Origin of the sequence: Saccharopolyspora sp. NPDC000359 (assembly GCF_040300525.1) — a bacterium.
GTDB lineage: Bacteria > Actinomycetota > Actinomycetes > Mycobacteriales > Pseudonocardiaceae > Saccharopolyspora.
Genome location: NZ_JBEPDU010000025.1, coordinates 18,047 through 38,386 on the forward strand (window position 1 = coordinate 18,047; position 20,340 = coordinate 38,386).

Genomic DNA, 20,340 nt, shown 5'->3' on the forward strand with positions numbered 1-20,340 from the left:
CGGTGACTTCGACGGACGCGGAACCGGTGGTGCACATCGTCGACGACGACGCGGCACTGCGGCAGTCGCTGGTGTTCCTGCTGGAGAGCATCGGGGTGCAGGTGCTGACCTACCCGGACGCCACCACCTTCCTCGAGGAGTTCGACCCCGCCGAGGTCGCGGTGGTCATCGTCGACGTGCGGATGCCCGGCATCAGCGGCTTCCAGCTGCAGGAACGGCTGCTGGAGATGGACTACCCGGCGCCCCTGGTGTTCTGCTCGGCCCACGGCGACATCCCGATGTCGGTCCGCGCCGTCACCCGCGGCGCCGTCGACTTCCTGGAGAAGCCCTACCAACCGCAGCGCATGGTGGAACTGGTCCAAGCCCAGCTCGACGTTGCCCGCCAGCGCTTCGCCGAACACGCCGACCGCCGAGCGGTCGCGGCCCGCCTGGAAGCCCTGACCCCCCGCGAGCGAGAGGTGCTGCGCCTGGTCATCGAAGGCCTGCCGAGCCAGGTGATCGCGGGAAAGCTGGGCACGAGCGTGAAGACGGTGGACGTCCACCGAGCCCGAATCAAGGCCAAAGCCGAAGCGGAAAGCCTCGCAGCCCTGGTCAGGGACATCCTCCTCCACCGAGTCGACGTCTAACCCTCCCCCTCCGACTCCCGACCCCGGTCCCTCTCGACCACGGCCCAACTTCCGGACCCGGCTTCCACTCCAACCTCGGACCCGGCCCAGCCTCCGGGTCCCCGGCTCGACCTCCGGGCCCCGGCTCGACCTTCGGGCCCCGGCCGAATCTTCGGGCCCCGGCCGAATCTTCGGGCCCCGGCCGAATCTTCGGGCCCCGGTTCCCATTCCAACCTCCGAGTCCCGCTTCAGCCTCCGGGTCCCGGCTCCCACTGCGCCTCCGGACCTCGTCCCTGGCCTCGGTCTCGGAATCACCCCGACCCGGCTTCGGCTCTGGATGACGCGATTCAAGGGAATCGCATCCCAATTTCCGTTGAAATCGCGAGTGGGGCACCTCATCGGCGACGGCCTGACGACACTCCTCGGCGTGTCGGGCGCCCGACACACCGTGGAATCACAGTTTCAATTGAAACTGTAACCCGGAGGGACGTGCCCCGGCGGACCGGAGGATCAACCTCCGATGTCCACGAGTCCTGGTCAACGTCTCGCCCGGAAGTCCTGAGCCCACTTCTGGTGCCGGGAGTCCTGGGTTCTCGCGGGGTGCGGGGAGACGCAAGTCGTTACAGTTTCAATGCAACTGTGGTGTGGAGGAGTTGACCTCGGGGTCGGGGCGTCCGGATGGTGCCGGTTAGGAGACCCCGGGGGGCAAGTTTCGATTGGAACTGTGGTGTGGAGGACGGATCGAGCCTCGGGGGCGGTCCGGAGGGCACCGTTCGGGGGACCTGGGTTGGCGCAGTTTCAATTGAAACTGCGGTTCGAGCCTCGTGGGATTCGCAGTTTCAATTGAAACTGCGGGTTGGGTGGTCAGGTGGGGAGGAGGGTGGTTTCGGTCCAGGTGGCTGTGGTGAGGAGGGCGGACTCCCGGTTGTGGGGGCCGATGAGTTGGAGGCCCAGGGGGAGGCCGGTGGTGGTGCGGAGACCTGGGACGGCGACCGCGGGGAGGGACATGGCTTGCCAGGGACGGCTCAGGACCGGGTCCCCGGTGGCTTGGCGGCCGGTGGGGGCCGGGCCGAGGGCTGCTGGGCCGAGGACCGCGTCGTAGTCGGTGAACACCTCCGCCAGGCGGTCGGCTGCCGTCGACGCGAACGTGCGGGCCGCTTCGTAGTCCTGCCGCAGGGTGTTGGCCCCCGTCCGGAGCAGGGTGGCCAGCTGCTCGCTCAGGCGTGGGGCGTGCGCGAGTTCCGCTGCACGTTCTCGGGCCGCTTCGTAAGCCATGATCACCGGGTGCGCCGCGGTGACCTGGGCGATCAGCTGGTCGTCGGGGAACGGGTCGATCGTCGCCCCGGCGGTGCGCAGCTTCTCCTTCGCGCTGGTCAGCGCGTCCCGCATCGGTAATTCGAGGTTCGGGGGCGTCCAGAGCAGCAGGCGTGGTGGGCGGTCCGCCGCGAGCGCCGGGTCGGGTTCGCCGGTCAGGGCCGACCAGGCCAGCGCCAGGTCCGCCACGCCCGCGGTGAAGAAGCCGTGGCTGTCCAGGGTCGGGCTCAGCCCGGTCACCCCGTCCACCGGGAAGCGGCCGGGGGTGAGGACCAGCGACGCCACGCCGCAGAACGCCGCCGGGCGGGTGACCGATCCCGCGGTCTGGGAGCCCAGCGCCAGCGGTACGTGGCCCGCGGCGACCGCGGCCGCCGAGCCGCTGGAGGAGCCGCCGGGCGTGTGGTCGAGCGCGGCCGGGTTGCGGGTCGGGCCGGGGGAGAAGTAGGCGAACTCGGTGGTCACCGTCTTGCCGACCGGGATCGCCCCGGCTCGCCGCCAGGCCGCCACGATCACCGCGTCGGCATCGGCGGGCGGTGCGTCGGCGCGCAGCTGCGAGCCGCACCGGGTGGGCAGGCCTGCGACGTCGATGATGTCCTTGACCGCGAGCGGCGCTCCGGCCAGCGGTCCGCTGCCGGTGGGGTCCGCGCAGGGGTCGAGCTCCACCCAGGCTTCCAGTTCGCGCTCGGTCTCGGCGATGCGCGCGCGGGAGCGGTGGTGCGCTTCGGCCGCGGTCGCGGAGCGCAGCGACCAGGGCTGCCAGTGCCAGTGGTTCACGGCTGCTCCCACGCCGCGTCGGCGACCCAGTAGTCCATGCCGCTGGCGCTGACGCCGTGCCGCCACTCCGAGGTCCGCCGCAGCAGCGGTTCCACCTCGGCGGTGACCGCGTCCGCCGCGTCCGGCCCGTCCTCCGCGACCTCCCAGTGGACCCAGTTCAGCTCGCGCCCGCAGGCGTCGTGCACGAACAGGTCGACGTGCCGCCAGCCGTAGCCGTGGGTGTCGTTGTAGCAGGTCAGGGTCATCCGCGTGGGTTCGGCTGCCATGCGGCTCTCCTCAGGCGCTCAGGGGTGCGGTCAGGCTGTGGAACTGGCGCTGGAAGTAGACCAGGGCGCCGCTGTCCGAGCGGGTCATGACCTTGTCGACCTCGACGAACATCACCGAGTGCGAGCCCTGCGCCCGCTCGGCGGTGATCCGGCCGACCAGCGAGGCGGGCGCGTCGCGCAGCACCGGGACGCCCTCGGTGTCCAGGTCCCAGCAGTCCGCGCCGAACCGCTGCGCGGTCGGCACCTTGGTGGCGCCGGCGAAGTGCAGCGCCAGGTCCGCCTGGTCGGCGCCGAGCACGTTGACGCAGATCCGGCCGTTGGCGACCAGGACGTCGTGGGACCGGCTGGACCGGTTGACGCACACCAGCACGGTCGGCGGCGAGTCGGTCACCGAGCAGGCCGCGCTGACGGTCATCCCGGCCAGGCCGTGCTCCCCGTCGGTGGTGACGACGTTGACGGCGGCCGAGAGGTTCGCCATCGCGGCTCGGAAGTCGCGTTGGGCCGGGGTCAGCTCGGGCACGATTCCTCCTGGGGCTCCGACGGTTTCCGGCACTGCTCCGACGGTACGCAGCAGGCGGTCCGGCGGGAATCGAGACTTCCCCGCGCCCGCCTGAGGATTTCCCCTACGCGGCGCTCACCCCGCCAGCGGCAGGGTGAAGCCGAAGCGGGATCCGCCCTCGTCGCGGCACTCGGCCCAGATGGTGCCGTGCTGGCGGGTGATGATCCGGTAGCTCAGGGCCAGGCCGATGCCGCTGCCGTGCTCCTTGTCGGTGAAGGTCCGCTCGAACGGGTCGTGGCGGATGCCCCGGCCCTGGTCGTCGACGGTGAGCACCCCGGCGTCGTCGTCGATCCGGGTGGTGATGGTCAGCTGCCGCCGCTGCGGATCGCAGGCCACCATCTCGTCGATCGCGTTGAAGCACAGGTTGAGCACCACCTGGCCGGTCAGCACCCGCTCGCAGCGCACCGGCACCGGCTGCGCGCTGCGCCGCACCCGCACGTCGACGCCCGCTGGTCCGGCGCGCAGCCCGACGAAGTACAGGCATTCCTCCAGGATGTCGTTGAGGTCGGCGACCTGCTGGACGTGCTCCAGGTGGCCGACGAACGCGCGCACCGAGCTGACGATGGTGGCGGCCCGGTCGATCTGCCGCACCGCGTTGTCGATGCCGTAGCCGACCCGCGCGTCGGCCTGCCCGGCGGCGCGGGCCCCGACCAGGAAGTTCGCCGCCGCAGCCAGCGGTTGGCCGAGCTCGTGCGCGATGGCCATCGCCATGTCGCCCATCGCGGTGTAGCGGGCGAGGTAGTTCTCCTTGTGCATCTCCCGCTCCCGGCGCACCTGGCCGTGCACCCGCTCGGAGACGTCGTGCAGGATCATCAGCAGCGCGTCGCCGCCGGTTTCCTGCAGCCGTTCGAGGCTGCCCTCCAGCCACACCGGTTCCTGCCCCGGCCGGTCCACCTCCAGCTGCACCGGGGTGACCGGGTCTGCCCCGGCCAGCACTTCGTCCCACGTGGACACCCGGCCGCGCAGCCGCAGCCGGGCGTGCTCGGTCAGCGGGCCCAGGGGTTCGCCCGCGGTCGCGCCGAGCAGCGGCAGCGCGGTGTTGGTGGCGAACCGGATGGTGCCCGCCGCGTCCAGCATCAGCGCGACGGTCGAGGTGTGGTGGGCGAGCGCGTCCACCCACGAGGTGGTCAGCCGCAGCTGGCGCTCGACCTCCTGCTCGCGCTCGATGTCGCGGAACTGCACCAGCACCGCGGGCCCGCGCTCCAGCTCGACCCGCACCGCGACCGCGTCGGTCGGGATCACCCGGCCGGACTTGGCGCGGTAGTGCCACTCGATCCGGCTGGCGCCCTTGTCCACCGCCTCCTGCAGCCACGCCCGCCCGATCACCCGGTCGTACTGCTGCGCGGAGCTGCTCATGTCGTTGGCCTTGAGCGGGCGCAGTTCGGCGACGCTCCACTCCAGCATCTCGCACGCGGCGGGGTTGGCCCAGAGGATGTCCTTGGACGCGGCGTCGTGCAGGAGCAAGCACATCCGGCTGGCGTGCGCCATCGCCACGAAGTCCTGCGCCGTCAGCTCCGGGGCACGGGGGTCTGCCTGCATCGTCCCAGCGTAAGGGGTCTGTCGGCGGAGCTGTCATACATCAGGAGGGGCACCCGCAGTCCAGGGAAGCGCTCAGGTTCCGCTGCGGAACCACGCTCGCAGCGCAACCAACAGCACCCTTGTGCGGGTGCGCACTGAAGGAATCCCCTACGGGGGCAGAGGCAATACCAATTCCCGCGAGGCGGGTGCGTTCGTACCGTCGTTCTCCGTCCGGCAACGACGAAGGAGCTTCAGATGCACGATGGCGTCACCTTCGAAGCGGTGCTGGCCGAGCTCGCCGAGCGGCGGGTCGAGTTCCGTGAGCAGCGCTACGTGCCGAAGGACTTCATCGCCCGGCTCAAGCAGCTCGGGATCTACCGCGCCGCGACCCCGGCGAGGTTCGGCGGCGAACCGCTCCCCCCGGCGGAGTTCCTGGCGCGGATCGAGCGGATCTCGGTGGTGGACGGCTCCACCGGGTGGGTCGCCAGCTTCGGGTCGTCGCTGGTGTACCTGGCGGCGCTGCCCCTGGACACCCAGGCCGAGCTCTACCGGGACAGCCCGGACGTGGCGTTCGCGGGCGGCCTGTTCCCGGTCCAGCCCGCCGAGCCGACCGAGGCCGGGTTCCGGGTCGACGGGCGCTGGAAGTTCGCCAGCGGCTGCATGGGCGCCGACGTCCTCGGCGTGGGCATCCCGGGCGACGAGACCACCGGGGGCAAGCCGCGGACCGCGGTGCTGCGGCCCGAGCAGGTGGAGATCGTCCAGGACTGGGACGTGGTGGGCATGCGCGGCACCGGATCGTTCGACCTGGTGGTGCGCGACGTGGAAGTCCCCCGCGAGTGGACCTTCATCCGCGGTGGATCGCCCACTGTGGACGAACCGCTCTTCCGCTACCCGGCGATCGCCTACGCCGCCCAGGTGCTGGCCGTGGTGGGCGCCGGTGTCGCCCGCGCCGCGCTCGACTACGCCGAGGAGGTCGGCGCCGGGTACGCCGGTGTCACCGGGGCCCCGAAGCTGGCCGACCGCGCCTACTACCGCACCGAGATCGCCGGTGCGGAGGCCGCGCTGCGCTCGGCCCGGTCCTGGTTCTACGAGCTCAGCGACGAGGTCTGGCAGACCGTCCTGGCTGGTGACGAGGCCACCGACGAACAGAACGCGAACCTGCGGCTGGCCTCCGCGCACCTGGCCAAGACGTCCTCGGACGTCGTGGCCCGCCTGCTGGAGATCTCCGGCACCGCCCCGATCCACCGCGCCCACCCGCTGCAGCAGCTGCACGGCGACGCGCTGGTGCCCAAGCAGCACGCCTTCCTCGGCCCGTCGATGTACGACGCGGCCGGTGCGGTCCTGATGGGACTGCCGCCCACCACCCCGGGTTTCCGCTGATCAACGACGAAGGAGGTGCGCATGACGGCGCAGCCGCTCCGCGTGCTGTTCTGCATCGGCATCAACCAGAACTTCTTCGACCTGCCCACCGACGGCATCGAGGTCGGTGACGTGTGGCAGGCGTTCGTCTCGATGATGGACCAGCTCAAGGCGCTGCCCGGGGTGGACTTCATCGGCGACATGGACGACGACTCGCACCTGGTCGGGCCGTCCGACGGGTGGCCGTGGACCTGCTACCTCCTCGCCGACGTCGACACCCAGGAGACGGTCAAGGCCGCCTGCAACCTCTTCCGCACCACGCCGGTCGCCGACGGCCGCGCCAAGTTGTGGCGCTTCGCCAAGGTCGAGGCCCGGATGGGCCGCGCGCTGACCGTCCGCGACGACGTCGAGCTGCCCGACTGACCTGGGAGGACCCGATGACCGACAACACCGCCGAGCTGGCCGCCGGGGACCGGGTGGCCGGCCGCCTCTACACCGACCCGGACATCTTCGACCAGGAGCTGACCCGGATCTTCGAGCGCACCTGGGTGTGGGTGGCGCACGACAGCGAGCTGCCCGGGCCGGGCACCTTCAAGTCGACGCACGTCGGCAAGCAGCCGGTGATCGTCACCCGCGACCGCAAGGGCGAGCTGCGCACCCTGCTCAACCGCTGCCGGCACCGCGGGGCCAGCATCTGCGAGAAGCCCAGCGGCAAGGCCAACGGCTTCACCTGCCCCTACCACGCCTGGTCCTACGGCCTCAACGGCCAGCTGCGCGGCATCCCGTACCCGGACGGCTACGAGGGCGTGCTGGACAAGTCCGAGCTGTCGCTGAAGAAGTTGCGCACCGAGAGCTACGGCGGGCTGGTCTTCGCCACCTTCAACGAGGACGCCGAGCCGCTGGAGGAGTTCCTCGGCGACGCCCGGCTGTGGATCGACCGGTTCATGAAGCAGGGCGGCGGCTACCCGATCAAGGTGCTGGGCAAGCACCAGTTCAAGTTCCGCGGCAACTGGAAGATTCAGCTGGAGAACACCACCGACGGCTACCACTTCCCGATCGTGCACCGGTCGTGGATGGCCTCGGTGGACGCCGAGACCGCGGACATGATGTCGTTCATGACCGACCCGGCCGCCATCACCCACGACCTCGGCAACGGGCACAGCGTGATGCAGATGGTTCCGGAGCACTCCGACCTCGACGCCGACGACGGCACCGAGCCGCTCCAGGGCCGGTTCGACGACCTGGTGGCCGAGCTGTCGAAGACCCTGGACGACGCGCAGGTGCGCAAGCTGGTCCGCGCCATGCACGGCACCGGGTTCAACCTCAACCTGTTCCCGAACGTCTCGATGTCCTCGGCGTTCTTCCGGGTGCTGCGCCCCGTCTCGGTCGACGAGACCTGGATCGAGCACGTGGCGATCGGCCCGGACGGCCCGCCCGAGGTCGACGCGGTCAACCGCGAGCGGCTGCGCATCCACGAGCACTTCCAGGGCCCGTTCGGGTTCGGCACGCCCGACGACGCCGAGGGCTGGGACCGGGTGCAGCGCGGTGCGCAGGGCGCCCCGGAGATGCCGATCCTGGTCAACCGCGGCATCGGCCGGGAGACCCGCAGCCCGGAGGGCTGGCCGACGGCGCACGTCACCGACGAGACCGGGATGCGCGCGGCCTACCGCAAGTGGAAGGAGATGATGGGCGATGACTGACGCGACCGCGGCGCTGTCCACCACCGACCCCCGCGTCGTCCGGGCGATCGAGCTGGTGTGGCGGGAGGCCGAGCTGCTCGACCGCAAGGACTACACCGCCTGGAACGACCTGTTCGCGGCGGACGGGTACTACGTCATCCCGATCGACCCGCGCACCGAGGACTTCGCGAACACGCTGAACATGGTCTACGACGACGCCCGCATGCGGCAGATGCGCGTGGCCCGGATGATCGAGGGCTACGCGATCGCGGCTGTCGACGCGGCCCGCACCGTGCGCACGGTGTCCCGGTTCGTGCCCGAGTCGGTCTCCGACGACGAGGTGGTGCTGCGGTCGGCGCAGGTCCTCGTCGCCTACAAGCGCGGTCGCCACGACATCTGGGCGGGCGACCTGGTGCACCGGATCCGGTTGGCCGACACCGGGGACCGGATCGCGCAGAAGGTCGTGCGGCTCGTGGACAGCGAGGACGCCGTGCCCGCCGCGGGGTTCCTGCTGTGAGCGCGGCGCAGGTCGCGGTGGTGACCGGCGGGGCCAGCGGGCTGGGCGAGCACATCGTCCGCCGCCTGCACGCCGACGGCTACCGCGTCGCGGTGGCCGACGTGGCGGACGCCTCGGCGCTGACCGCGGAACTGGGCGCCACGGCGCGCGGCTACCACGTCGACGTCCGGGAGCGGGCTGCCCTGCAGCAGCTGCTCGCCGACGTGGTCGCCGACTTCGGCGGGGTGCACGTGCTGGTGAACAACGCCGCCCGCACCCAGGCGACGCCGCTGCTGGAGATCACGCCGGAGGAGCTCGACGCCGTGATGGCGGTGAACTTCACCGGCACCTTCACCGCCTGCCAGGTCTTCGGCGCGCACTTCGCCGAGCAGGGCTACGGCCGGATCGTCAACATGGCCTCGCTGGCCGGGCAGAACGGTGGCACCGCGACCGGCGGCCACTACGCCTCGTCGAAGGGCGCGATCCTGTCCGCGACCAAGGTCTTCGCCCGGGAGCTCGCGCCGCGCGGGGTCACGGTCAACGCGGTGTCGCCCGGGCCGCAGGACAGCCCGATGGTGCGGGAGATCGTCGGGGCGGACGCCCTCGACAGCTTCGCGGCGGGCATCCCGGTCGGGCGGCTCGGGGACCCGGCGTTCATCGCCCGGATGGTGGCGCTGCTGGCCTCGCCCGAGGCCGCCTCGGTCACCGGGGCCTGCTGGGACGCCAACGGCGGCCTCTACCTGCGGTGAGGGGGGAGTCGGGATGAAGGTCGAGGTCGTCGAGGTGGTGGAGGCGGCCGCCGGGGTCCGCGCGCTGCGGCTGGTCCGCGCGGACGGCGCCCCGTTCGACGCCCACCGGGCGGGCGCGCACGTGGACGTCACCGGCCCGACCGGTCTGCTGCGGCAGTACTCCCTGTGCGGGCCGCCCGCGGACCGGCAGTCGCTGCTCATCGCGGTGAAGCGGGAACCGGGATCGCGGGGCGGCTCGGCGGCGCTGCACCAAGTGTCCGTCGGCGAGCACTTGGAGATCGGGACCCCGCGGAACCTGCTGTCCCTGGCCGACGACGCGGACCGCCACGTCCTGGTCGCCGGTGGGATCGGCGTGACCCCGCTGCTGGGCATGGCCCACGAGCTGCACCGCACCGGTGCCGACTACGAGCTGCACTACTTCGCCCGGAGTCGGGCGGAGGCGGCCTTCGCGGACCTGCTCGAAGCCGAGTTCCGCGTCCACCTGCACCTCGGCGTGCCCCGCGGCGAGCAACCGGCGCTGCTCGCCGGGGTCGCCGCCGAGCTGACCCCGGCCGCGCACGTCTACACCTGCGGCCCCGAGGGGTTCATGGAGCAGGTGACCGGCGTGTTCGCCCCGGTCGTCGGCGCGGACCACGTGCACGTCGAGCACTTCACCGCCGCCGAGGTCGACACCAGCGGTGACGTGCCGTTCACCGTGGAGCTCGACACCGGGGAGGTCTTCGAGGTCCCGGCGGACCGCTCGATCCTGTCGGTGCTGGAGGAAGGCGGTGTCGACGTGGCGAAGTCCTGCGAGGAGGGGATCTGCGGCTCCTGCGTCTCCGGGGTCCTCGAGGGCGTGCCCGAACACCGCGACAACTGCCTGTCCAAGGCGGAGCAGGCGGCCGGTGACCAGATGGCGCTCTGCGTCTCCCGCGCCCGGACCGAGAAGCTGGTGATCGAGCTGTACTGATGGTCGTGAGCGGCGGTGGTGGTCCTAGCAACCACCGCCGCTCACGACCGTCAGGGGGCCGCGCGAGGATCGCGGCCATGACGAGCACCCTGCACGACGGCCAATTCCGGTCCACTATGGACAGATGTATGTCCAGGGCGACGTGGCGCCCACCGACCTGCAGGCGTCCTTCGCCGAGCAGCACAACGGACTGCTCGGAGCCGCGTTCCCCGGCGTCCTGTACCTGATCACCGGCCTGCACAGCGGCTACGTCGGGCTCACCGTCGAACTCCGCGAGCACGCCCCGCCGGTGGACGACACCTGGGAGGAGGTCGTCGAGGCCGCGTACCGGCCCGCGGGCGAGGTGGCGCTGGTCTCCTGGGGCGGGGATTCCTGCTGGCCGCTCGACCTGACCGGAACCGACTGCCGGGTCCGCTACAACGCGCTCCGGATGGACGAAGCGAACGAGGTCGACACGCGCCTCGACGACGAACCCCAGGTGGACCGCTACCTGCTCCAGTTCTGGCCCGCCCCGCCCGCCCCGGACCGCGTCCTCAAGCAGACCAGCGACGTCGCCGCCTACTGGCACAACGCCACCGGCAAGTGACGCCCGGGGACTTGGCGTCGAGCAATGGCGAGGTCGCGCCATCTGTGGTGGCGGCCTGGGCGGACTGGGCACGCCAACTCAGCGGAGTTCGCAGCAGTGGGCTCATCAACCAGCAGCACCGCAGGCCACCCGCTGAGCGCCCGGGTGATGTTGACCCGCTGGCGCCCGGGGCGGTGCCTAGCCGGTGGTGCGCTCGACGGTGTCGAGGGCTTCGGCCCAGGGGATCGCGGGCGCGCCGCCGCTGCGCGGTCCGTGCGCCGCGAACTCCTCGTCGAGCAGCAGGCGAACATCGGCGGCGCGCAAGGTGTCCACATGGGACTTCCATGCGGGGTGCCGCACCTGCGTCGCGTTGATCTTCGGGAACACCACCACCGGCACCCCCGGCGTCCCGATGGCCTCGCCGAGCGTGGTCAGGGCCTGGTTGTCGGCGATCCCGAGCGCGAGCTTGACGACGGTGTTCGCCGTCGCTGGGCACACCAGATAGCAGTCGATGTCCGGGTGCGGCCGCCCCTGCCCGGGCAGCCGGGGCTCGACCCGGCACGGGAACCCGGTGACCCCCGAGATCCGCTCTACCTCACCGACCGCCCGCAACCACCCGCCAGCGGTCGGGGTCAACGTCACGGCCACCTGCCAACCGCGCGCGATGGCAGGCTCGACCAGCGCGGTCCGCAACTCCTCCACCCCACCGGCGCCGCACCCGATCACCCCGAGAGTCCGCATCGCCCCAGTATGCCGACCACCTCGTGAGTGTTTTTGGTGGTAGGAACAACCAACGCCACTCACGACCCCTGACCAGCGGAAACACGCTGAGCCTCGCGTCGGCGGCGGAACGAGCAGGCGCCCCAGCGACGAGTTCTCCTCCGCCGACGGGTCCACCTGTGCAGGACGCGGAACTCAGGAGGAGTCGTGAGGTTTGTCGAAGCACGGTTGGCACGGTTGCGGCAGGTGCTGTCCAGGTACGTGGACAGCGGAGCGTTGCCCGGCGTGGTGGCCGCGGTGAGCAGGGGCGGCGAGACGCACGTTGAGGTGATCGGCGCGCAGTCGTTCGACGGCCCGCCGATGCGCCGGGACTCGATCTTCCGCATCGCCTCCATGACCAAGCCGATCACCGCCGCGGCGGCGCTGGTCCTGGTGGAGGAGTGCGCGCTGCGGCTGGACGACCCGGTGGATCCGCTGCTCCCGGAGCTCGCCGACCGCCGGGTGCTGACCCGGCTCGACGGCCCGCTGACCGAGACGGTTCCCGCACACCGGCCGATCACCCCGCGCGACCTGCTGACCTTCCGCTTCGGCCTCGGCTACGTCCCGGGTGAGCCACCGATCTTCCAGGCGATGGCCGAAGCGGGGCTCGCCCCAGGGCCGGGCAACCCGGCGCTTCCGGTGGCGGAGTGGATGCGTCGCCTCGGCGAGCTCCCGCTGGCCCACCAACCGGGCGAGCAGTGGCTCTACCACACGGGCTCCGACGTCCTGGGCGTGCTGATCGCGCGAGCGGCCGACCAACCGTTCCCCGAGTTCCTGCGGGAGCGGATCTTCGAGCCGCTCGGCATGCGCGACACCGGCTTCCACGTGCCCGCCGACCAAGCGCACCGGGTCGCCGCCAGCTACCTGGCGGGCCCCACCGGCGAGCCGGTCCTGCGCGACGACCCCCGCACGGCGCCCCCGGCGTTCCCGGCAGGCGGCAGCGGTCTGGTCTCGACCGCCGACGACTACCTGGCCTTCTACCGCATGCTCCTGAACGGGGGCCGCGTCGGAGCGGACCGCATCCTCTCCCGAGCAGCGGTCGAGCTGATGCGCACCGACCACCTCACCGAGCAGCAGAAGCGCCGGGCGGGACCGGTGCTGGACGAGGGCATGGGCTGGGCCTTCGGCCACGCGGTCATCACCGACCGAGCGGGCATGCCCACCCCGGGCACCCAAACCTGGTCAGGGGGCCTGGGCACGACGGCCTTCGCGGACCCAGCAGAAGACCTGGCCGGAGTCCTCCTGACCCAGAGGGCGATGGACTCCCGAACCAACCCCGCCTACCTCCAGGACTTCACGACCACCACCTACCAATCCCTCACCTGACAACCCCACTAGTCGTGAGTGCGTAACAGTGTTCCAACCCTGTTTCGCACTCACGACCCCCAACCGAACCACAGCAGCCCCAGCCACCTGCAGCTGTTCTTGCCTGGGGTCGTGAGTGCGTAACGGTGTTCTAGCCCTGTTTCGCACTCACGACCACGCGGGTTTGGGAGTGGCTGCTCGGGGTCTGTTGTGGACGGTGGGTGGTTTGGCGGGCGTGGCAGGGCGAGTCTTCGTCGGGGGCAGGGGTTAGCAGCGGGGTTGGGGGGCGAGGAGGGCTCGGGCCTCGCCCAGTAGGTCGCAGGATTGGTGCCAGTCGCCGTTCACCGCTACCGCGAGCTTCTCCACACCTACTTCGGCGAAGGCCGCCAGTTGTTCCGCCACCTGGCCGGGGCTCCCGGCGACCACGCACCCCCTCGCCACCTCGACCGGGACTCCGAAGGTTTCCGCGACCTCCCGCGCCAGGCCGTCGGCCAGTCTCGGGTCCGGCCGCTTGCTCAGCGCGCAGTGCACCACGGCCGCCAGCCGGGGCACCGGACGTCCCTGCTCCTCCGCGAGTGAGCGCAGCACCTCGGACTTGGCCCGGATCTCCGCTGGGCCCTGCCGGGCGGCGATCCACCCGTCGCCGTACTTGGCCGCCCGGCGCAGCGCAGCGTCCGACACCCCGCCGATCCACACCGGCGGCACGGGCACTGACGGCGCGAGCTGGGTGCTCGACCCATCCGGCAGCTCCGTCACCTCACCACCCAGCAACGACGGCAGGAGCTGCAGGAACTCGTCGGTCCGCGCTTCACGCGCCGCCGGGTCCACGCCCACCGCGTCCCACCCGCTGCCCTGGTCACCGACGCCGATGCCGAGGTGCAGCCGGTCGCCGCCGGTCAGCTCCTGCAGGGTTGCGATCTGCTTGGCCGCGCACACGTGCGAGCGCAGTGCGGGCAGGTACACGGCGAACCCGATGTCGATGCACTCGGTCACCGCCGCCGCGGTCGCCAGCACCAGCATGCCGTCCAGCACCGGGACACCGCGGGCCAGGTGGTCGCCGCACCACATCGAGTCCAGTTCGGCGTCCACGGCGTGGTAGGCCGCCTCGCGGACCTCCAGCGGCGGAACTTCCGCGTGCGGCAGGAAGATCCCGATGTCGATAGCCATCTGCTGCTCCTGGGGTTGCTGCTCCCCGACAGCGTCGGACTTCGAGCGCGCTGGAGGTCAAGACCGGCACAGCGACGGGATCGCCCGCGCGAGCCCGGTCGTGTGCACGTGGTCCAGCCGCAGGTCGGTCCGGGTCTGGTTGAACGCCCCGGCCAGCCGACCGCTGCAGGACTGGTGCTCGCGCAGCTGCTGGGTGTCGCGCAGCTCCAGCAGGATCTCGTTGTTCAGGCGGTCGATGATCGGCCGCACCTCGCCCAGGTCGGGGCGTTCGGTCGGCTGCTCCTCGGGGTGCGCCGCCCAGTAGCCGTGCAGCGCGCGCTGCACCACCTTGCTGGCCTCGATCTGGTCGCGGAAGATCTGCTTCGACTTCGCCGGATCCAGGCCGAGCTCGGTGGACTTGCGCGCCACCGCGTCGAGCACCTGCTGCTCGCGGGCGGGGTCGTCGATCGGCTGCCCGGTGCCCCACTTGGCCGCCGCCACCTGGTCGGAGGTCGCGACGCGCTCGGCGGCCGAGCGCAGCAGCGGGTCGAGCGAGCTGGGGTCGGCGTGCGCCGGGGCGGCGAGCGCGACGATGACGGCACCTGCGACGAGCAGCGATCGCACGACGAACCTCCGGGTCATCGATCAGGCCGCGGAGCAGTATTGCGCACCGGGCCGCCTGCGACCAGGTCGGTATCCTCGGTGCGGTGCTGACCGACCTCAGCGCGGACTGGTACCGCGCCATCGCGAGTTGGGCCGCCAGCGCCCCGCCGTGGCTGCACCAGGTCGCGCTGGTCGCGACGCAGGCCCTGCTCGCGGTGCTGGCCGCGCTGACCCTGCTGTCCTGGTGGCGCGCGGAGCGCCGACCAGCGCACCTGGTCCCGCTGCTGTCCGGGGGCCTCGCCTACGTGTCCGCCGGGCTGGTCAAGCACTGGTTCCAGCAGCCGCGCCCGTGCAGCGCCATGCCGGTCGAGACGATCAAGGCGTGCGCGGAGGTCAGCACCTTCTCGCTGCCCAGCGGCCATTCGGCGGCTGCTGCGGGGTTCGCGGTCGCACTTGCCCTCCAGTGGCGGCGGATCGCGCTGCTGGTCGCGGCGATCGCCGTCCTGGAGGGCTTCACCCGGATCTTCATCGGGGTGCACTACCCGCACGACGTGCTGGCCGGGTTCATCCTGGGCGGGGTGCTGGCGGTGGTGTGCACTCGGCTCGGTGCGCGCGGGCGAACTCGCGGAACGAGCGTGCCGGACGCCCGGTGAGGTCCGGCACCGCCGTGGTGACCAGGTCCTCGGACCCGCGCCTGATGTCCAGGTCCACGGCGGCCAGCGCGGTGGCGAAGTCCGCGGGCAGCGCGGCGGTGAGCTGCCGGGCCCGCTCCTCCAGGCTGATCTGCTGGTGCCGGACCGGCCGCCCGGTGACCTCGGTGAGGATCGCCGCGGCTTCGGCGTGGCTCAGCGTTTCCGGGCCGGTGAGCAGGTACTCGTCGGCCACCTCGTCCGCGGCGAGCACGGCGTCGGCGACGGCGGCGATGTCGGCGGCGTCGATCCAACCGACCCGGCCGTTGCCGGTGGCGGTGCGCAGAACGCCGCGTTCCCGCAGGTCCACCGCGACCGGGTGCGGCCCGGTGAAGTTCTGCATGAACCCCGACGGGCGCAGCACGGTGGAACCGGCCATCGCCGCCACGCGGTCGCGCAGCTCGGTGTGCCCGGGGAACACCGCCAGCGCCCCGAGCAGCACCACCCGGCGTCCCTCGGCAGCCTGCAGGAACGGCTCGACCAGCGGCAACGGGTTCAGCGTGCCGATCGGTGGCACCAGGTACACCTGCTCGGCGCCGTCCAGCGCGGGTCCGTGGGTGCGCGGATCGGACCAGTCGAACCGCACGTGGTCGGGGTCGGCAGCGGGGTGACGGCTGGCTACCCGCACGGCGACCCCTCGAGCGCGCAGCAGCGCCGCGAGCGGGCGCCCGGTGTTGCCCGTGCCGCCGGTGATCAGCACGGTCATGCGGGCACCTCTTCGGGGGAGCCCGCGGCCTGCGCCGCGCGCACCGGGTTCCAGTAGTCGCGCAGCTCCGCGAAGGCGCCGTCGCGCACCACGCCGACCCAGACGTAGCGCATCTCGTAGTCGGCCCCGGTCGACACGGTCCGCCCGTGCGCGGTGAACTCGACGATGAGCGTCGCCGGGTCGGTGCTCCGGTGCACCACGACCGACGGGAACCCGGTGATGTCCATCCTCGCCGGGTAGTTCGCCAGGTACGCGCGCAGCTCGTCGCGTCCGGTCAGCCGAGCCGGGGTGGTCTCGGCGAACGGGAACTCGACGGTGCAGTCGGGGGTGAACAGGTCGGCGAACCCGTCCATGTCCTTGGCCAGCAGCAGGTCCAACGCCCGCTGGAACAGTTCCACAGCTTCCACACCAGGCAGGTTCCCGCTGGTCGGCTACGGGTGGCAGGGGCGCGGTCGCCCCGGACCAGCAGTCCGTGGCTCAGCGGTGCGGGGCGTGCCAGGCTGGACCGGTGAACAAGGTCGAGCTCGCCCAGTTCCTGCGTCACCGCCGGGAGGCCCGGCGCCCAGCGGAGGTCGGCCTGCGGGTGAGCGGACGCCGCCGCACGCCGGGCCTGCGCCGCGAGGAAGTGGCCTGGCTGGCGGGGGTGTCCACGAACTACTACGAACGCCTGGAGCAGGCCCGCGCCCCGCGCCCGTCCACCCAGGTGCTCGCCGCGCTGGGCAGAGCGTTGCGGCTGACCGAGGCGGAGGGCGAGCACCTGGCCCGCCTGGCCGGGCAGGCCCCACCGGTGCGCGACGAGCCGGTCCCGGATGGCGTGCTGCGCCTGCTGGACCGGCTCGGCCCGGTCCCGGCGTACGTGGTCGACGAGCGCTACGACGTGGTCGCGTGGAACGCGCTGGCGGTAAACCTGATCGCGGACTTCGCCGCGATGCCGCCGGAGGACCGCAACGTCCTGCGGATGTCGATGCGCGGGGCACACTGCTCCTCGCCGGGCGAGGAGTTCGCCAGGCAAGCCGCGGCAGACCTGCGCCGGGCCGTGGCCCGCCACCCGGGCGACCGCCAACTCGCCGCGCTGACCAGCGAATATGCCGACTTCGACGCGGGCTTCGCGGCGTCCTGGACGGACCACGAGGTGCAACCCCGACCCACCCTGCGCAAGTACATCGACCACCCGCACCTGGGACGCCTCGACCTGGAGGCCCAGGTCCTCGAGTCCCCCACCAGCCGCCACCGCCTGGTCTTCCTGACGGCGGAGCCGGGAACGCCCACGCACGAAGCTCTGCACGCGGCCCGCTGATCAGCGCTGGGGGAGGCGGTAGGCCCAGTTCCAGGCCGCTTCCAGCGGTCCGCGCTCGAAGCGGCGGAGCCACCACGTGGACAACGTCATGAACGACGCGCAGATCGCCGCCCAGGCCAGCAGCACCCACCACGGTCGAGCCCAGTCGAACCGGGTGGCCAGCCCCAGACCCCAGCCGTAGCAGAGGACCGCGCCCGCCAGGTTCTGGAAGACGTAGCAGGACAGGGCGGTTCGGCCGACCGAGGTCAAACCGCGGCGCAGCACACCGGGTTCACCGCGCAGCGAAGCCAGCACGGTCGGGATCAGGCCGAGTAGTCCGAGCGCGATCACCGGCGGGAGGACGTAGCGGTCCACCATGAACCAGTTCGGACCCGCGAAGGTGGTCACCAGGTTCAGCGGCACGCCGATGCCGAAGCCGAACATCATCAACCGGTTCCGCAGCTGCTGGCGGTCGACGTCGAACACTCCGGCGCGGTGGAGCCGCGCTCCGGCCAGGAACAGCAGCGTCGACAGCGGGATGATGAAGATGGCTTCGGAGCGGTAGGCGCCCCAGTCGACCAGGCGCTCCGAGACCTGCGCCAGGTAGCTGCCGTGCGAGTAGAGGTCGGTTGGCGGCTCGTCCAACGACACTTCGCCGTGGAACATCCCGAGGGTGACGAAGCTGACGAACAGCACGTGCACGGTGCCCATCGCGATCATCCAGCCGCGTTGCGCGCGGTCGCTGCGGCCGACCAGGTAGGCGACCAGGACCGAGGTCACCGCGTAGCTCATCAGCACGTCGTACTCGAAGATCAGCACGTAGTGCAGCAGGCCCTCGGTGAACAGCAGCGCGGCCCGCCACAGGTACCAGCCGGGCCACCTGCCGCCGCGCCGCCGCGCGGAGCGGTGCTGCAGCTCCAGCCCGATGCCGAACAGCAGGGTGAGCAGGGCGAGGAACTTGCCGTTGGCCAGCCAGCGCAGCACCGCCTCGACCTGCGCGAGTCCGCCGTCGAGCGTGGTGTTCAGGGCGGCCGCCGGGCCCTGCGGGCTGGTGAAGATCCAGATGTTGGTGCCGAGGGTGCCTAGGATTGCCACGCCGCGGATGACGTCGAGTGCGGCTATCCGCGTCGTGGCGGGTGCCTGGTGCAGTGCTGTCACGGGTTCCCCCAGTTGTCGGAAGCACTCCGTTGATGACGGAGGGTTACGATGCAGGTGCATGGTAAACGGCTGATCGCTTGTTTTGCAATGCGGTTGCATTGGAAAGGTTGGTGACGTGCCGAAGCAGGTCGATCACGAGGCTCGACGCACCCAGATCGCCGAGGCGCTGCTGCGCCTGGCCAGTCGCGGCGGGCTGGAGGCGGTGAGCCTGCGCGACGTCGCCGCCGAAGCGGGCATCTCCATGGGTGCGGTGCAGCACTACTTCAGGAGCAAGGAGCAGATGCTCCTGCACGCGATGGACCACGTGACCAAACGCGCTGGTGAGCGCATCAGGACGGCGCTGATCGCGCATGGTCGCCAGCCGTCCGCGCGGGAGGTCGTGCGCACGGTGCTGCTGGAGATGCTGGCGCTCACCGACGACAGCCGCATGGAGTTCCTGACCCACCTGGCGTTCTTCATGCGCGCCCTCGGCTCGCCCGAGCTCGCCGCCATGTACCAGGAGTGGTGGCCGGAGCTGGAGCGGTGGATGGCCGACGAGTTGCGCAAGGCGCAGGAAGCGGGCGAGCTTCGGCCCGACCGGGACCCGCTCCGCGAAGCGGAGCTCCTGCTCGCCGTCCCGGACGGTCTCTCAGTGGGCCTCCTGCTCGGCCACCGAACGGGAGAAGCGGCGATCGCCGCGATCGACTACTACCTGGACGGCCTCTTCACCAAACCCTCGTGAGTGGGGATGGTGGCTGTTGCGACCGTTGCCGCTCACGAGGGGTTGACCTCGGCGTGGGTGAGGGGGCCGAGGGTGGCTTGCGCGGTGCCGCCGGTGATCTCCGCCAGCCAGGTGTGGAAGGCGTCCACTTCGGACACCGGGACGTTGATGTGGAAGCGGACCACGTCCTGGTACTCGGTGTCGACCACCTGGTAACCGGCCGACCGCAGGTCGTTGTCCAACTTGCCCGCCACCAGGTAGTCCACCGCGGTCGTCACGGTCCGCACCGGGCGCCGCTCGACCAGGCCGACGTGCTCCAGCGCGGCCGACACCGCGCCGCCGTAGGCGCGCACCAGCCCACCAGCGCCGAGCAGCACCCCGCCGAAGTACCTGGTCACCACGGCCACCGCGTTGGTGACCTCGTTGTGCCGGAGCACCTCCAGCATCGGCACCCCGGCGGTGCCCGCCGGCTCGCCGTCGTCACTGGACTTCTGGACCTCGCCGAGGTCGCCGAGCACGAACGCCGAGCAGTGGTGGCGCGCGTCGTGGTGCAGCTTGCGGCGCTGCTGGATGAACTCCCTGGCCTCCGCCTCGTCGGTGACCCGGGCCAGCGCGCACCGGAAGCGGGACTTCTTCACCTCGAGCTCGTGCTCACCGGACTGCTTGATGGTGCGCATCTGGTCCCTTCGGAAGGTGGCGTTGCTCACGGCCCCGCGGGTCCGCTCCCGCCATCCTCCCATTGCAGCAATGGTGCAGGTCAGCGCGGTGCGGCGACGATCGGGGGATGGCGATTTCCGTTGCGGCCCGCTGGCACGTAACGTCCCCCCTCATGGAGCAGTCCTCGAGCCCGTTTGAACCAGGCGCGCGGGTCCGCGCCACGTTCGGCCGGTTCCGCGACAAGGTCGGCACGGTGGTGGAGACCGCCACCGGTCTTCCCGAAGTCTTCGACGGTCCCGTCCTGTGGGTGCGCTTCGACGACGCGGAAGAACCCGGCCTGGTGGCGGGCCGCTTCCTCGAAGCCGCCTGAGCCGCCGAGCACGAACGGCGCAGCCTCCTCCGAAGCTGTGCCCCTCCAACGCGCCCGACACGCCCGACCGCGGGGGGTCTCGCGATCGCAGTGGACATCAGACGTCCGACCTCCACTGCAGTCGCACCCGCCCGAGGG

Annotated in this window: 24 protein-coding genes; 13 read left to right on the plus strand and 11 right to left on the minus strand. The window is 71.4% G+C overall.

Annotated features, from left to right (window positions below; translation table 11 throughout):
- Positions 1–2 precede the first annotated feature (2 nt).
- Entirely contained in the window at positions 3–626 is a 624-nt protein-coding gene (locus ABT324_RS17320) for a response regulator transcription factor (RefSeq protein ID WP_351177890.1), read from the plus strand.
- 843 nt (positions 627–1,469) lie between these two features.
- On the opposite strand, the gene ABT324_RS17325 is transcribed toward ABT324_RS17320, so the two are convergent.
- The 4 genes from ABT324_RS17325 to ABT324_RS17340 all read right to left on the minus strand — a co-directional run bounded on the left by ABT324_RS17325 (position 1,470) and on the right by ABT324_RS17340 (position 5,057).
- Complete coding sequence (locus ABT324_RS17325) at positions 1,470–2,693, minus strand: amidase family protein (RefSeq protein ID WP_351177893.1); 1,224 nt, start codon at positions 2,691–2,693, stop codon at positions 1,470–1,472.
- Positions 2,690–2,959, minus strand: coding sequence for a hypothetical protein (locus ABT324_RS17330; protein ID WP_351177896.1), 270 nt, complete (start codon positions 2,957–2,959; stop codon positions 2,690–2,692). The genes ABT324_RS17325 and ABT324_RS17330 overlap by 4 nt, the downstream gene beginning before the upstream one ends.
- Positions 2,960–2,969: 10 nt before the next feature.
- Positions 2,970–3,479: a flavin reductase gene (locus ABT324_RS17335; protein WP_351177899.1), complete on the minus strand. Its 510-nt coding sequence runs from the start codon at positions 3,477–3,479 to the stop codon at positions 2,970–2,972.
- A 114-nt stretch (positions 3,480–3,593) separates the two neighbouring features.
- Positions 3,594–5,057 (minus strand): PAS domain-containing sensor histidine kinase, encoded by a 1,464-nt coding sequence (locus ABT324_RS17340; RefSeq protein ID WP_351177902.1) that lies wholly within the window; start codon positions 5,055–5,057, stop codon positions 3,594–3,596.
- 234 nt (positions 5,058–5,291) lie between these two features.
- Here ABT324_RS17340 and ABT324_RS17345 point away from each other — a divergent pair, with 234 nt between their 5' ends.
- The 7 genes from ABT324_RS17345 (at position 5,292) to ABT324_RS17375 (ending at position 10,854) form a co-directional block, all read left to right on the plus strand.
- The gene (locus tag ABT324_RS17345; protein WP_351177905.1) at positions 5,292–6,416 is read left to right on the plus strand and encodes an acyl-CoA dehydrogenase family protein; all 1,125 of its coding nucleotides are present in this window, start codon (positions 5,292–5,294) and stop codon (positions 6,414–6,416) included.
- Between the two features lie 21 nt (positions 6,417–6,437).
- Positions 6,438–6,818, plus strand: a complete 381-nt coding sequence (locus ABT324_RS17350) for a hypothetical protein (RefSeq protein WP_351177908.1) — start codon at positions 6,438–6,440, stop codon at positions 6,816–6,818.
- Positions 6,819–6,832: 14 nt separating this feature from the next.
- Positions 6,833–8,095 (plus strand): aromatic ring-hydroxylating oxygenase subunit alpha, encoded by a 1,263-nt coding sequence (locus ABT324_RS17355; protein WP_351177911.1) that lies wholly within the window; start codon positions 6,833–6,835, stop codon positions 8,093–8,095.
- Positions 8,088–8,591, plus strand: a complete 504-nt coding sequence (locus ABT324_RS17360) for an aromatic-ring-hydroxylating dioxygenase subunit beta (RefSeq protein ID WP_351177914.1) — start codon at positions 8,088–8,090, stop codon at positions 8,589–8,591. Before ABT324_RS17355 ends, ABT324_RS17360 begins: the two co-directional genes overlap by 8 nt.
- Positions 8,588–9,319 carry an SDR family NAD(P)-dependent oxidoreductase gene (locus ABT324_RS17365; protein WP_351177917.1) on the plus strand — a complete coding sequence of 244 codons (732 nt, stop codon included), beginning with the start codon at positions 8,588–8,590 and terminating at the stop codon, positions 9,317–9,319. The genes ABT324_RS17360 and ABT324_RS17365 overlap by 4 nt, the downstream gene beginning before the upstream one ends.
- A 13-nt stretch (positions 9,320–9,332) precedes the next feature.
- Positions 9,333–10,268, plus strand: coding sequence for a PDR/VanB family oxidoreductase (locus ABT324_RS17370; RefSeq protein WP_351177920.1), 936 nt, complete (start codon positions 9,333–9,335; stop codon positions 10,266–10,268).
- Positions 10,269–10,392: 124 nt separating this feature from the next.
- Positions 10,393–10,854 carry a hypothetical protein gene (locus tag ABT324_RS17375; protein ID WP_351177923.1) on the plus strand — a complete coding sequence of 154 codons (462 nt, stop codon included), beginning with the start codon at positions 10,393–10,395 and terminating at the stop codon, positions 10,852–10,854.
- Between the two features lie 177 nt (positions 10,855–11,031).
- On the opposite strand, the gene ABT324_RS17380 is transcribed toward ABT324_RS17375, so the two are convergent.
- Complete coding sequence (locus tag ABT324_RS17380; protein WP_351177926.1) at positions 11,032–11,574, minus strand: flavoprotein; 543 nt, start codon at positions 11,572–11,574, stop codon at positions 11,032–11,034.
- A gap of 186 nt (positions 11,575–11,760) precedes the next feature.
- Here ABT324_RS17380 and ABT324_RS17385 point away from each other — a divergent pair, with 186 nt between their 5' ends.
- On the plus strand, positions 11,761–12,918 hold the full coding sequence (locus ABT324_RS17385) for a serine hydrolase domain-containing protein (RefSeq protein ID WP_351177929.1): 1,158 nt from the start codon (positions 11,761–11,763) through the stop codon (positions 12,916–12,918).
- Between the two features lie 246 nt (positions 12,919–13,164).
- Here ABT324_RS17385 and ABT324_RS17390 read toward each other — a convergent pair whose 3' ends face one another.
- Positions 13,165–14,064 carry an LLM class flavin-dependent oxidoreductase gene (locus ABT324_RS17390; RefSeq protein ID WP_351177932.1) on the minus strand — a complete coding sequence of 300 codons (900 nt, stop codon included), beginning with the start codon at positions 14,062–14,064 and terminating at the stop codon, positions 13,165–13,167.
- Between the two features lie 57 nt (positions 14,065–14,121).
- Entirely contained in the window at positions 14,122–14,667 is a 546-nt protein-coding gene (locus tag ABT324_RS17395; RefSeq protein WP_351177935.1) for a chorismate mutase, read from the minus strand.
- Between the two features lie 83 nt (positions 14,668–14,750).
- Between ABT324_RS17395 and ABT324_RS17400 the strand changes: the two genes are divergently transcribed.
- On the plus strand, positions 14,751–15,299 hold the full coding sequence (locus ABT324_RS17400; RefSeq protein ID WP_351177938.1) for a phosphatase PAP2 family protein: 549 nt from the start codon (positions 14,751–14,753) through the stop codon (positions 15,297–15,299).
- On the opposite strand, the gene ABT324_RS17405 is transcribed toward ABT324_RS17400, so the two are convergent.
- Positions 15,211–16,041 carry an NmrA family NAD(P)-binding protein gene (locus ABT324_RS17405; protein WP_351177941.1) on the minus strand — a complete coding sequence of 277 codons (831 nt, stop codon included), beginning with the start codon at positions 16,039–16,041 and terminating at the stop codon, positions 15,211–15,213. The two genes, ABT324_RS17400 and ABT324_RS17405, sit on opposite strands and share 89 nt — an antisense overlap.
- Positions 16,038–16,448 (minus strand): nuclear transport factor 2 family protein, encoded by a 411-nt coding sequence (locus ABT324_RS17410; protein WP_351177944.1) that lies wholly within the window; start codon positions 16,446–16,448, stop codon positions 16,038–16,040. The genes ABT324_RS17405 and ABT324_RS17410 overlap by 4 nt, the downstream gene beginning before the upstream one ends.
- A gap of 101 nt (positions 16,449–16,549) precedes the next feature.
- Between ABT324_RS17410 and ABT324_RS17415 the strand changes: the two genes are divergently transcribed.
- Complete coding sequence (locus tag ABT324_RS17415) at positions 16,550–17,338, plus strand: helix-turn-helix transcriptional regulator (RefSeq protein WP_351177947.1); 789 nt, start codon at positions 16,550–16,552, stop codon at positions 17,336–17,338.
- Here the strand turns inward: ABT324_RS17415 and ABT324_RS17420 are convergent, their stop codons facing one another.
- On the minus strand, positions 17,339–18,412 hold the full coding sequence (locus tag ABT324_RS17420; protein ID WP_502949752.1) for a DUF418 domain-containing protein: 1,074 nt from the start codon (positions 18,410–18,412) through the stop codon (positions 17,339–17,341).
- Between the two features lie 178 nt (positions 18,413–18,590).
- Here ABT324_RS17420 and ABT324_RS17425 point away from each other — a divergent pair, with 178 nt between their 5' ends.
- Positions 18,591–19,196, plus strand: a complete 606-nt coding sequence (locus ABT324_RS17425) for a TetR/AcrR family transcriptional regulator (RefSeq protein ID WP_351177950.1) — start codon at positions 18,591–18,593, stop codon at positions 19,194–19,196.
- Between the two features lie 32 nt (positions 19,197–19,228).
- Here ABT324_RS17425 and ABT324_RS17430 read toward each other — a convergent pair whose 3' ends face one another.
- Complete coding sequence (locus ABT324_RS17430) at positions 19,229–19,852, minus strand: YigZ family protein (protein ID WP_351177953.1); 624 nt, start codon at positions 19,850–19,852, stop codon at positions 19,229–19,231.
- A 152-nt stretch (positions 19,853–20,004) separates the two neighbouring features.
- Between ABT324_RS17430 and ABT324_RS17435 the strand changes: the two genes are divergently transcribed.
- Positions 20,005–20,202, plus strand: a complete 198-nt coding sequence (locus ABT324_RS17435) for a KOW motif-containing protein (protein ID WP_351177956.1) — start codon at positions 20,005–20,007, stop codon at positions 20,200–20,202.
- Positions 20,203–20,340: the final 138 nt, after the last annotated feature.

Bases quoted from the DNA above. Each gene is read 5' to 3' on its own strand.
- ABT324_RS17330 (WP_351177896.1), bottom strand. From the start codon at position 2,959: ATGGCAGCCGAACCCACGCGGATGACCCTGACCTGCTACAACGACACC.
- ABT324_RS17340 (WP_351177902.1), bottom strand. From the start codon at position 5,057: ATGCAGGCAGACCCCCGTGCCCCGGAGCTGACGGCGCAGGACTTCGTG.
- ABT324_RS17345 (WP_351177905.1), top strand. From the start codon at position 5,292: ATGCACGATGGCGTCACCTTCGAAGCGGTGCTGGCCGAGCTCGCCGAG.
- ABT324_RS17350 (WP_351177908.1), top strand. From the start codon at position 6,438: ATGACGGCGCAGCCGCTCCGCGTGCTGTTCTGCATCGGCATCAACCAG.
- ABT324_RS17355 (WP_351177911.1), top strand. From the start codon at position 6,833: ATGACCGACAACACCGCCGAGCTGGCCGCCGGGGACCGGGTGGCCGGC.
- ABT324_RS17360 (WP_351177914.1), top strand. From the start codon at position 8,088: ATGACTGACGCGACCGCGGCGCTGTCCACCACCGACCCCCGCGTCGTC.
- ABT324_RS17370 (WP_351177920.1), top strand. From the start codon at position 9,333: ATGAAGGTCGAGGTCGTCGAGGTGGTGGAGGCGGCCGCCGGGGTCCGC.
- ABT324_RS17375 (WP_351177923.1), top strand. From the start codon at position 10,393: ATGTATGTCCAGGGCGACGTGGCGCCCACCGACCTGCAGGCGTCCTTC.
- ABT324_RS17380 (WP_351177926.1), bottom strand. From the start codon at position 11,574: ATGCGGACTCTCGGGGTGATCGGGTGCGGCGCCGGTGGGGTGGAGGAG.
- ABT324_RS17390 (WP_351177932.1), bottom strand. From the start codon at position 14,064: ATGGCTATCGACATCGGGATCTTCCTGCCGCACGCGGAAGTTCCGCCG.
- ABT324_RS17405 (WP_351177941.1), bottom strand. From the start codon at position 16,041: ATGACCGTGCTGATCACCGGCGGCACGGGCAACACCGGGCGCCCGCTC.
- ABT324_RS17430 (WP_351177953.1), bottom strand. From the start codon at position 19,852: ATGCGCACCATCAAGCAGTCCGGTGAGCACGAGCTCGAGGTGAAGAAG.
- ABT324_RS17435 (WP_351177956.1), top strand. From the start codon at position 20,005: ATGGAGCAGTCCTCGAGCCCGTTTGAACCAGGCGCGCGGGTCCGCGCC.